This window comes from Rodentibacter sp. (assembly GCF_057314195.1).
Genome location: NZ_DBHLAM010000015.1, coordinates 1 through 10,133, shown reverse-complemented (window position 1 = coordinate 10,133; position 10,133 = coordinate 1). Strand labels below are relative to the sequence as shown.

Here is a 10,133-nt window from a genome sequence, read left to right as displayed (position 1 = left end):
GGATAAATTTGGGGGATTATAGGTTTTTTTTGGGGGGATGTAAAATTTTTGGGTTATTTGGGTTGTTTTTTGGGTTGGGGTTGTTGGGTTTGAGATTTGTGATTTTTTGGGAATCGGGTTTCGCCCGATGGGCGAGTTACTTTCTTTTACTCGTGTAAAAGAAAGTAACCAAAGAAAACACGCCCCGACTAAGCCGCTATTCCTTATTCCGAGGGCATTTTCTTAACGCTAAATTTGCAACTCGCTGCGCTCAAACAGAGCAAATTTAGCTAAAAATGCCCTCTCCATAAGGGCGACTTAAACGGGGGGAGTGGGCTTTCTTCGGTTTGTTTTGGTGGGGTTAGTTTTTTAAAAATGAAGATAAAAATGGGTGGTTTGTGTGGGAGATAGTACCGCATGGAGGAGCGATTGCTTTTGGTGGTTGTCGGGGGTATAGTGGGCGGGGTTAGATTGGAGGTGAGAGATGTTTAAAGAAGAAGGTTATGAGGAATTTTTGGCGGAGAAGATTCGTCGCGGGGAAGAGGATGTTAAGGCCGGGCGGGTTGTGACGCTTGAGGAATCCAAAGCTGAAATTAGGCTGTTGATTGAGTCGAAAGCAAGAGAATTGGAAGCGGCGGAGCGTGAGGCATTGATTTATGGCTAAGGTGGTTATTTCTCACGATGCGCAACGAGATTTACGAGAGATTATTGCCAATATTATTGAATACACCGGTTATGAGGCCAGTGGAATCAAACTTTCTGAGGATATTTTTAGTAAGATTGATGTGATTGCTTATATGCCACTCGCAGCTGGGCGGGTGATTCATGGTAATAAAAGAGAGGCGTTTTGTCGCGGTTATCGCATCGTGTATGATGTGGCAGGCGATGAGGTGCGGATTCAAACTATTATTCACAGTCGGCGGCTGTATCCTCGCCCTTGAAACGCCCGGTTGGGCGTTTTTTTGTGGGTCAATGCGGTGCCGGTTTGAAACCTTATTGCATGAGGCGGGGTTTAAGGTTGAATTAATATGTCTGCGCTAATACCCATTTTTTGGTGGATGTTGCGGATCATGTTGAGCGTTAGCGGGCGGGTTTTGTTGAAGATTTCATAAACGCGGTTCGGTTTGCCGATTATGCCGTCTAAGTCTTTGATCTCTAATCCTTCTTGTTCCATTCTGAATTTTATCGCTTCAATCGGTGTGGGTGGGTCTATTGGGTAATGCTTTGCTTCGTAAGCTTCAATTAGGGTAACCATGACGTCGAAAAAATCCAGTTCTTGTTCATTTAATTCGTCTTCACGCGCAAAATAAGGCTCAACCAAGGCGAGGGCTTGTTGATAATCTTGTTCGTTTTTGATGGGTTTGATATTCATGTTTTTCCTTATTATTCAATGGTATCCGCGTTTATTCGGTTATATTCTTGATGTGTGCCGATAAATTTGATGTAGACTGCGCCAAGTCGGTAAGCTATTGCGACGATGAGGCGGTGGTCATTACCTTTGATATTAAACACGACACGGCAATTTTTCAGGATACTGGCATGGCGATATTGTGCTTTGATATCGTTTGCGGTTTGCCAATTTGCCCGTTTCACTTCCGCCACCCACGCTTTGAGCGGTTGTTCAGCGTCAGGATGCTGTTTGTAATATTCAATTAATGTTGCAGTAGAAATAATCCGCACTTTTACTCCTTCAATTAAGTTTATCCCAAATCGGGATATATACCAAAAGATTTTTTTACCATAAAAGACCAAGAGATTTTTGTCGAGCTTGAATATGCGTTTTTTTGCACAGGATCGCAAAAAATTCAGGACGACCAATGCGGTGCAGGTGGCCCGAGGTAAGTGGCTTTGGAGAGCACCGCATTGGAGCCTTGGTTTACGGGGTTCAATGCGGTGCTGTTTTGTTAGTTAGGCGATTTCGTCTTGGTCGTGGTGGTTGATTTTTAAGCGGGTGAAGTAATCTTTGGTTTCTTCAATGATGACTTTGCGTAAGCCGATGAGGGCGATTAGATTTGGGAATGCCATGAGGCCGTTTACGATGTCGGCGAGGATCCAGATGATGTCGAGCTTTAAGAATGAGCCGATGCCGACCAAGACGATAAATAATAGGCGGTATAAGCGGATGCCGCGGGTGCCGGCTAAATAGACGAAGCAACGTTCGCCGTAGTAGCACCAACCTAGGATGGTGGTGAAGGCGAAGAAGAGTAAGCCGATGGTGACGATGGTGGCGCCGATGCTTGAGCCCAGTCCTTGTGCGAAGGCGGAGTTGGTTGCTGTGGCGCCGGCAAGTTCGGGGTTGTTCCAGGCGCCGGTTAGGACTAAGACGATGCCTGTCATGCTGCAAACGATGATGGTGTCGAGAAAGGTGCCTGTCATGGAAATTAAGCCTTGGCGTGCGGGTTCGTGGGTTTGCGCGGCGGCGGCGGCGATGGGGGCGCTGCCAAGGCCGGATTCGTTTGAGAAAATTCCGCGCGCGACGCCGGATTGAATGGCTTTCATGACGGTGAAACCTAATGCGCCACCCAGTGCGGATTGGGGATTGAAGGCGCTGTGGATAATTAATGAAAGGGCGTCCGGCACTTTGTCCCAGTTTAATAAAATAATTACGATGGAAACGGAGACATAAGAAATCGCCATAAAGGGTACGATGATGGAAGAGGCGGTGGCAATGCGTTTTACGCCGCCTAAAATAATCATGGCGACTAATGTGGTGACAACTATGGCGGTGATGATGACCGGAATGTTGAAGGTGTCTTCCAGAGCGTGCGTAATTGCGTTGACTTGTGGGAAGGTGCCGATACCAAAAAATGCGACCAATACGCCAAATACGGCAAATAGTTTTGCCAGCCATTTCATGCCTAAGCCACGTTCGATGTAATACATTGGGCCGCCGGACATAAAACCGCGGCGATCTTTTACGCGGTATTTTACCGCTAATAAGCATTCAGCGTATTTGGTCGCCATGCCGAGCAATGCGACTAGCCACATCCAGAAAAGTGCGCCCGGGCCGCCGGCTTGTACGGCGGTTGCCACGCCGACAATATTGCCGGTGCCGATGGTTGCCGCCAATGCGGTGCTGAGCGCGGCAAAGGAAGAGACGTCGCCTTTGCCGCCGTGCTCTTTTTTGAATAAATAGCCGAGTGCGCGCGGTAAATAGCGGATTTGAATGAAACCTAAACGTAAGGTGAGGTAAAGCCCTGTGCCGGACAATAAAATAAGAAGTGGCGGGCCCCAAATAAAGCTGTCGATGGTTGATAGAATTGTCGTGAATGACATGGTGATTCCTCGTCGTCAAAAATCAATTAACGCGACAAGGAGACGAAAAGAATCCGTGAGAATAAATAAAAAACAGATTGTCTTTTGGCCCCTGTCCTTTTGCCTGAGCGTTTGGAAAACGATGTTGAAATCATCGCTCTTTTGCGCCTTCGGCGTCCATTTACACGGATGTCGTGCAATGGATCTCTCCAAGGGTTCGTCCAGTAACAGTCCCTGCGCTTGCGCGCGCCTGAAAGATTTTTCATCGTCGGCGTAGGGGCAATTCCCTACTCTCCAGCTACCTTCATCCGAACTCATTTTTCGTCTGTGATGCAGACGAAAAACGGGGCAAATTCTAGCAAAATGCTTGGGCTAATTCAATGCGCGACTTGAGGGAAAAAGAAAAGAACGTGCGGTTTAAAGGGCGTTTTTAAGTGCACTTGTTCATTGGAAACTTTAAGTACGCGCTGAAAATGTGACCAAGTCAATTTGGCGAACAGTGTTCGCCATTTTTCAACATCAGCGAACGTTAAATAAAACTGGCGAATTTCACGTAAAGAGCGGTAACTAAATCCTTTTCCAAATTCTTGAGTAAGAATAGCGGAAAGATTTTGCAAAATTTCCTTTCCATAATCCGCCCGTTCTTTGCCATTTTGTTCTTCCAAGACAATACGCTCACCGATTTTCCAGTATGCATCAATCATTGCTGAGTTGATCGCGCGATAAGCTTGTCGGCGTGCATTTGAGAGAATGGCTTTAATTTCGTTAATATAATTATTCGTTAAACTCTTCATCGTTTTATTCCTCAATATTTTCAGTTTGCTATCTGTGTGAAAAAAGCGGTCAATCTAATGATGTGACCGCTTTTTCTAGCTAATCGAAAATTACAAAATTTCTTTTGCGGTTGCGACGACATTATCCACGGTGAAACCGAACAATTTGAATAATTGATCCGCCGGTGCGGATTCGCCGAAGCCGTGCATGCCGACGATACGACCACCAAAGCCGACGTATTTGTACCAGAAATCAGAAATACCCGCTTCGATGGCAACACGTTTGGTTACGGAAGACGGCAATACGCTTTCGCGATAGGCTTCGTCTTGTTTATCAAAACGGTTGGTGCTTGGCATAGACACCACGCGAATGTTTTTACCTTCCGCGCTTAATACTTCTGCCGCTTTCACCGCAAGTTCCACTTCAGAACCGGTGGCAATGAAGATGAGATCCGGCGTGCCGGCGCAATCTTTTAAGATGTATGCACCGCGTGCTACGTTCGCTAATTGCTCGGAAGTGCGGTTCATTTGTGTGAGATTTTGGCGGGTGAAGATTAACGCACTTGGGCCATCTTTGCGTTCTACCGCTTGTTGCCATGCGATGGCTGATTCCACTTGGTCGCACGGACGCCAAGTTTCTAAGTTTGGAATTAAACGCAATGCGGCAGTTTGTTCCACCGGTTGGTGAGTTGGGCCGTCTTCGCCTAAGCCGATAGAATCGTGCGTGTAAACGAATAATGAGCGTTGTTTCATTAATGCCGCCATACGCACCGCATTGTGGGCGTATTCGTAGAACATTAGGAAGGTGGCGCCGTAAGGAATAAAGCCGCCATGCAACGCGATACCGTTCATAATGGCGGACATACCGAATTCGCGTACGCCGTAGTTGATGTAGTTACCGCCTACGTTTTCGTGGGCGCGGATTGGTTTAGAACCGCTCCATAATGTTAGGTTAGAGCTTGCTAAATCCGCAGAACCGCCCAAGAATTCAGGCAAGATGTGTGCGTAGGCTTCAATCGCGTTTTGTGAGGCTTTACGGCTTGCAATGCTTGCCGGGTTGGCTTGTAATTTTTCGATGAAGGCTTTGGATTCTGCCGCCCAATTTGCCGGCAAGTTGCCTGCAATACGACGTTTAAATTCTGCCGCTAATTCCGGATAGGCTTTTTCATAGGCCGCAAATTTTTCTTGCCAAGATTTTTCTTCTGCTGTGCCTTTGGCTTTGGCATCCCACTGCGCATAGTATTCCGCCGGAATTTCAAACGGTGCGTAATCCCAATTTAAGGCTTTGCGGGTTAAGGCAATTTCTTCATCGCCTAATGGCGCGCCGTGGCAATCATGAGAGCCTGATTTGTTCGGTGAACCGAAACCGATAATGGTTTTGCAGATGATTAAGGTTGGTTTTTCTTTTTCTGCTTGCGCAAGTACGATTGCTGCACGAATTTGTTCTGCATCGTGACCATCTACATTGCGGATCACTTGCCAGCCGTAGGCTTCAAAACGTTCTGCAGTATCATCGCTGAACCAGCCGTCTACGTGACCATCAATGGAAATATTGTTGTCATCGTAGAAGGCAATTAATTTGCCTAAGCCTAAAGTGCCGGCTAAAGAACAGGCTTCGTGTGAAATCCCTTCCATCAAGCAGCCGTCGCCTAAGAACACATAAGTGTGGTGATCCACGATTTCATGACCTTCGCGGTTAAATTGGCCGGCTAAAGTTTTCTCTGCAATCGCCATTCCCACCGCATTGGTGATACCTTGACCGAGCGGCCCGGTGGTGGTTTCCACGCCCGGTGCATAACCATATTCCGGGTGGCCCGGGGTTTTAGAATGAAGTTGACGGAATTGTTTTAAGTCTTCAATAGAAAGATCGTAGCCGGTTAAATGTAAAAGGCTATAAATCAACATAGAACCATGGCCGTTTGATAAGACAAAACGGTCACGATCCGCCCATTTCGGGTTGGTTGGATTGTGTTTTAAGAAATCGCGCCATAATACTTCCGCAATGTCCGCCATGCCCATAGGGGCGCCCGGGTGGCCGGATTTGGCTTTTTGCACCGCATCCATGGATAAAAAACGAATTGCATTGGCTAATTGTCTGCGAGTTGGCATTGTGTTCTCCTGTTTTAAGAAAATAAATTTTGCGTATTTTACCTTAATTTGCTTGCCCGTTTAGGCAAATAAATGAAATTTTATGAATAGTTTTGAACTATCGAGAATTAGGCGCGGCGCCGTCTTTGATGAAAACGTCGGCTGCCGGATTTAATCGGCAAGTCAAGCGTTTTTCTGAGGTTGTAAGCCGAAGGATTCGTCCGACGATAATAACCAATAAAATAATGAATCGAGCTCGCCAACAAGGCGCCTAACAAGAAGACTACAATGAATCCGCCGTAGAGTTGGTGAAAAATGCGATCAATTTTGCCTTGCGACGATTGTTCGTATTGCCCGTCCATTGTCACCCGTAAAAAACCTTGAATGCCCGAATCGGCATAAATCGGCTCGACGATTTGTTGCGTCATGATTTGACGCTGCAAATTTTTATCCAATCCTAAACGTTCGCGTAACTTTTCCGCAGCGGCGCTTTGCGCTAGCAATTTGCCTTGCGCGTTATACAAGGAAGCATCCAGCACAAACCGTTGTTGTACCAAATTCTCTAAATTCTCGTTGAGTTTTTCCGATTGCGCATTATTAATTAAAAGCGCGGAAAATAGACTCGCCTGTTGACGCACTAAAATATGGGATAAATGCGAAACCTGATCTGCGCCGGCAAGTTGTGAGGCAATTTTAAATTGCTGTACGCCGAATAAAATGACACCCAGAGCGCTAAAACCGAACAACACAATGAGCCCCAACATAATTGATGCGGTTAGTTTTTCTTTCATAAAATGCAAGTGATTTTCCCCAATTTGCGATTAAATCGGCTAAAATAGCCCGATTTTTTTGCCAATTTACAGGATTTCCTATGCAAATTCAAAACCTTGCAAGTATTACCCGCCAATATCCCGTGCTGCCAAGCGCGCTTTTAAGCGATTCCCCCACCACCCAAACAAACCACGCGTTCATCCTTTATGGCACCGCATTGAACCTCAATGCGGTGCTCGATTTTCAACAGAAATGCGCACAAAATTTTCAGTGTTTCGATGCTTGGAATGTGGCGCACAACACCGTTGTTTTACTGAAAGGCGAATGGCGGGAAGATTTTCCTCGCGCCGCGCACGAGCTGGGCTTAGATATCGCCCTTCTGGATTTTGAAGCGAAATTATCGGAAAAAGGGTTATTAGTGATGGATATGGATTCCACGGCTATTCAAATCGAATGCATTGATGAAATCGCCAAACTGGCCGGAACGGGGGAATTGGTGTCCGCCATTACAGAAAGCGCAATGCGCGGCGAATTGGATTTCGAGCAAAGTTTGCGCCGTCGCGTCGGCACCTTAAAAGGCGCGCCGGAAAGCATTTTGCAACAAGTGCGGTCGAATTTGCCGTTAATGCCGGGGCTTGAAGAAACTATTCGAACGCTACAACAGCACGGTTGGAAGACCGCCATCGCATCGGGCGGTTTCACCTATTTCGCCGATTATTTGAAAGACCTATTGCAATTAGATTTCGCTGTCTCAAATCAATTTGATATTGAAAACGGCAAACTCACCGGGTTAGTCAAAGGCGATGTGGTTGATGCACAATATAAAGCGGCTGTTTTACAACGCTTACGCGATGAATACGCTATTGCGCCGCAACATTCCATCGCCATTGGCGATGGCGCAAATGATTTGGCAATGATGAAAATCGCCGGTTTAGGCGTTGCCTTCCACGCCAAACCGAAAGTGCAACAACAGGCGCAAGTTGTGGTAAACTTCGCCGACTTAACCGCACTGCTATGCCTTTTGACGGCGAATGACCGAATTTCGTAAGAGGAAAAATCCATCGCCAATGCGGTGCTATTTCGCTTACTCGTGGAACCTATACCCACCCTACTTTATTTAGGAGAAAATCATGCCATCTTTTGATATCGTTTCCGAAATTACCATGCACGAAGTACGCAATGCGGTAGAAAATGCCAACCGCGTGCTCAGCACCCGTTATGACTTCCGTGGCGTAGAAGCCGTCATTGAACTCAATGAAAAAAATGAAACCGTGAAAGTCACCACCGAATCGGATTTTCAACTTGAACAACTGATTGAAATTTTGATTGGCGCCTTCGTGAAACGCGGGATTGAGCATAGCTCGCTTGATATTCCTTCAGAGAGCGAACATCACGGCAAACTTTACAGCAAAGAAATCAAGCTCAAACAAGGGATTGAAACGGAGATGGCGAAGAAAATCACCAAATTGGTGAAAGATTCCAAAATCAAGGTGCAAACTCAAATTCAAGGCGAGCAGGTTCGTGTAACCGGAAAATCGCGCGATGATTTACAAGCGGTGATTCAATTAGTCAAAAATGCCGAACTGGGACAACCGTTTCAGTTCAACAATTTTAGAGATTAATCGTCGCGGATTCATGCCCATCATTCATTCGGTCTGGCGCGTCCTTTTCAAGCGAACGAAATTAGACCTTCCAAATCCAACCGCATTGAACCCGCATAAACATTGGCTTTGCCTTCTCGCGCAAAGCCAATTAAAGTCAAATGATGAGTTTCCGCCATTTTTACCGCTAAATCCGTTGCGGCAGAAATCGCCACCAGCATTTCCACACCGCAAGCAATCATCTTTTGTACCATTTCATAACTGGCGCGACTAGACACTAAGACAAATCCCTGCGGCTTATCGGCTTTGGCGTGCCAGCCAAGCAATTTATCCAAGGCTACATGGCGCCCTACGTCTTCACGAATCGCAAGCATATTGCCTTGTAAATCAAAAAACGTGGCGGCGTGCGTGGCACCGGTTTGTCGGCCGAGCTGTTGGTGAATTTGCAACGTGCGCAAGCAATCATCAAGCAGATTGATATTGAACTGAAACGTGCAGGCTAATTGGGGAAAATTTTTGTACACTTGATTAAGCTGTTCCGTGCCGCAAATGCCGCAGCCGGTGCGGCCGGTGAGATTACGACGATGTTCTTTTAACGCCATAAACTTACGGCTGGATAGTTCAATTTGTACTTCGATGCCGTTGCACACTTCAAGTACGTCGATGCCGTAAATATCCGTCGGTTTGTCAATAATGCCTTCGGTGAGCGAAAAACCGAGCGCGAAGTCTTCCAAATCCTGCGGCGTGCACATCATTACGGCGTGAGAAATGCCGTTATATACAAGGGAAACCGGCGTTTCGACGGCGAGAAAATCCTCCTTTTCTTGCAAAAATGGGAGAGATTTTTCTCCGTCTTTCTGTATCTTGATAACATTAATCTTTTGTTTTGTTCGCCAATTCATTCTTTCTTTTTCCCATGAATTCATGTAAATAAATTGTTAAATGATTGATAAATTTATGATCTAGATCACAATATTTATAGCTTCTAATGCCATTTGATTATAGATTCGCGGTTAAAAAATCGTTATTCTAACCAGCCGTAAATTGGCGTTTTTCTGTACGCCTTTTTAAAGTTAGCAACGATGTTATTCTAACGAAACCAATCAATTTATCTAGTTTCTAGACAAATTTTTTACTATCTAAGTATCTCAACAACTTGTTGTTGAAAGGAGTGATTATGCAGGTCTCAAGAAGAAAATTCTTTAAGATCTGTGCAGGTGGTATGGCGGGGACGTCTGCTGCGATGTTGGGCTTTGCACCAGCAACCGCTTTAGCAGCACCGCGTGAATACAAATTATTGCGAGCTTTTGAATCTCGTAACACCTGTACATATTGTTCTGTAAGCTGCGGTATGTTGCTATATAGCACAGGCAAACCTTATGACACATTAAGTAGCCACACCGGCACCAATACCCGTTCTAAATTATTCCACCTTGAAGGTGACCCAGACCATCCGATAAGCCGTGGAGCGTTATGTCCGAAAGGCGCAGGTGCACTTGACTATATTAATAGCGAAAGCCGTTGCTTATATCCGCAATACCGCGCACCGGGTTCAGACAAATGGGTTCGCCTTTCTTGGGAAGAGGCAATCAAACGCATTTCTCGTTTATTAAAAGATGACCGTGATGCTAACTTTGTTGAAAAAGATGCAAGTGGCAAAACCGTT

Annotated in this window: 11 protein-coding genes, 1 pseudogene and 1 riboswitch; of the genes and pseudogenes, 5 read left to right on the top strand and 7 right to left on the bottom strand. The window is 46.0% G+C overall.

Annotated features, from left to right (window positions below; all coding sequences use genetic code 11):
- Nucleotides 1–463 precede the first annotated feature (463 nt).
- Nucleotides 464–643 carry a hypothetical protein gene (locus tag ACO59Y_RS01620; protein ID WP_486130057.1) on the top strand — a complete coding sequence of 60 codons (180 nt, stop codon included), beginning with the start codon at nucleotides 464–466 and terminating at the stop codon, nucleotides 641–643.
- On the top strand, nucleotides 636–920 hold the full coding sequence (locus tag ACO59Y_RS01615) for a type II toxin-antitoxin system RelE/ParE family toxin (protein ID WP_373604064.1): 285 nt from the start codon (nucleotides 636–638) through the stop codon (nucleotides 918–920). The genes ACO59Y_RS01620 and ACO59Y_RS01615 overlap by 8 nt, the downstream gene beginning before the upstream one ends.
- 71 nt (nucleotides 921–991) lie before the next feature.
- Here the strand turns inward: ACO59Y_RS01615 and ACO59Y_RS01610 are convergent, their stop codons facing one another.
- The 6 genes from ACO59Y_RS01610 to ACO59Y_RS01585 all read right to left on the bottom strand — a co-directional run bounded on the left by ACO59Y_RS01610 (nucleotide 992) and on the right by ACO59Y_RS01585 (nucleotide 6,895).
- Complete coding sequence (locus tag ACO59Y_RS01610) at nucleotides 992–1,351, bottom strand: helix-turn-helix domain-containing protein (protein WP_486130054.1); 360 nt, start codon at nucleotides 1,349–1,351, stop codon at nucleotides 992–994.
- Between the two features lie 11 nt (nucleotides 1,352–1,362).
- Nucleotides 1,363–1,659 carry a type II toxin-antitoxin system HigB family toxin gene (locus ACO59Y_RS01605; protein ID WP_486130052.1) on the bottom strand — a complete coding sequence of 99 codons (297 nt, stop codon included), beginning with the start codon at nucleotides 1,657–1,659 and terminating at the stop codon, nucleotides 1,363–1,365.
- A gap of 228 nt (nucleotides 1,660–1,887) precedes the next feature.
- Nucleotides 1,888–3,255: an alanine/glycine:cation symporter family protein gene (locus tag ACO59Y_RS01600; protein WP_486130050.1), complete on the bottom strand. Its 1,368-nt coding sequence runs from the start codon at nucleotides 3,253–3,255 to the stop codon at nucleotides 1,888–1,890.
- Between the two features lie 81 nt (nucleotides 3,256–3,336).
- Nucleotides 3,337–3,457: riboswitch (glycine riboswitch) on the bottom strand.
- A gap of 154 nt (nucleotides 3,458–3,611) precedes the next feature.
- Complete coding sequence (locus ACO59Y_RS01595; RefSeq protein WP_486130048.1) at nucleotides 3,612–4,028, bottom strand: DUF1016 N-terminal domain-containing protein; 417 nt, start codon at nucleotides 4,026–4,028, stop codon at nucleotides 3,612–3,614.
- A 90-nt stretch (nucleotides 4,029–4,118) separates the two neighbouring features.
- On the bottom strand, nucleotides 4,119–6,116 hold the full coding sequence (gene tkt, locus ACO59Y_RS01590; RefSeq protein ID WP_486130046.1) for a transketolase: 1,998 nt from the start codon (nucleotides 6,114–6,116) through the stop codon (nucleotides 4,119–4,121).
- Nucleotides 6,117–6,223: 107 nt separating this feature from the next.
- Nucleotides 6,224–6,895, bottom strand: a complete 672-nt coding sequence (locus tag ACO59Y_RS01585) for a YtjB family periplasmic protein (protein ID WP_486130044.1) — start codon at nucleotides 6,893–6,895, stop codon at nucleotides 6,224–6,226.
- A gap of 71 nt (nucleotides 6,896–6,966) precedes the next feature.
- On the opposite strand from ACO59Y_RS01585, the gene serB reads away from it, so the two are divergent.
- Together serB and ACO59Y_RS01575 are read left to right on the top strand one after the other, a co-directional pair.
- Complete coding sequence (gene serB / locus ACO59Y_RS01580) at nucleotides 6,967–7,914, top strand: phosphoserine phosphatase (protein ID WP_486130042.1); 948 nt, start codon at nucleotides 6,967–6,969, stop codon at nucleotides 7,912–7,914.
- Nucleotides 7,915–7,996: 82 nt separating this feature from the next.
- Nucleotides 7,997–8,488 carry a YajQ family cyclic di-GMP-binding protein gene (locus ACO59Y_RS01575; protein ID WP_486130040.1) on the top strand — a complete coding sequence of 164 codons (492 nt, stop codon included), beginning with the start codon at nucleotides 7,997–7,999 and terminating at the stop codon, nucleotides 8,486–8,488.
- A gap of 47 nt (nucleotides 8,489–8,535) precedes the next feature.
- Here ACO59Y_RS01575 and fdhD read toward each other — a convergent pair whose 3' ends face one another.
- Nucleotides 8,536–9,369, bottom strand: coding sequence for a formate dehydrogenase accessory sulfurtransferase FdhD (fdhD, locus tag ACO59Y_RS01570; protein WP_486130059.1), 834 nt, complete (start codon nucleotides 9,367–9,369; stop codon nucleotides 8,536–8,538).
- A 275-nt stretch (nucleotides 9,370–9,644) separates the two neighbouring features.
- Between fdhD and ACO59Y_RS01565 the strand changes: the two are divergent.
- Nucleotides 9,645–10,133 (top strand): annotated as a pseudogene (locus tag ACO59Y_RS01565) (formate dehydrogenase-N subunit alpha); the annotation flags it as partial.

What these genes read in the sequence shown, in the direction of transcription:
- ACO59Y_RS01575 (WP_486130040.1), top strand. Translation starts at nt 7,997, where the DNA reads ATGCCATCTTTTGATATCGTTTCCGAAATTACCATGCACGAAGTACGC.
- ACO59Y_RS01600 (WP_486130050.1), bottom strand. Translation starts at nt 3,255, where the DNA reads ATGTCATTCACGACAATTCTATCAACCATCGACAGCTTTATTTGGGGC.
- serB (WP_486130042.1), top strand. Translation starts at nt 6,967, where the DNA reads ATGCAAATTCAAAACCTTGCAAGTATTACCCGCCAATATCCCGTGCTG.
- fdhD (WP_486130059.1), bottom strand. Translation starts at nt 9,369, where the DNA reads ATGAATTGGCGAACAAAACAAAAGATTAATGTTATCAAGATACAGAAA.
- tkt (WP_486130046.1), bottom strand. Translation starts at nt 6,116, where the DNA reads ATGCCAACTCGCAGACAATTAGCCAATGCAATTCGTTTTTTATCCATG.
- ACO59Y_RS01610 (WP_486130054.1), bottom strand. Translation starts at nt 1,351, where the DNA reads ATGAATATCAAACCCATCAAAAACGAACAAGATTATCAACAAGCCCTC.
- ACO59Y_RS01595 (WP_486130048.1), bottom strand. Translation starts at nt 4,028, where the DNA reads ATGAAGAGTTTAACGAATAATTATATTAACGAAATTAAAGCCATTCTC.
- ACO59Y_RS01615 (WP_373604064.1), top strand. Translation starts at nt 636, where the DNA reads ATGGCTAAGGTGGTTATTTCTCACGATGCGCAACGAGATTTACGAGAG.
- ACO59Y_RS01620 (WP_486130057.1), top strand. Translation starts at nt 464, where the DNA reads ATGTTTAAAGAAGAAGGTTATGAGGAATTTTTGGCGGAGAAGATTCGT.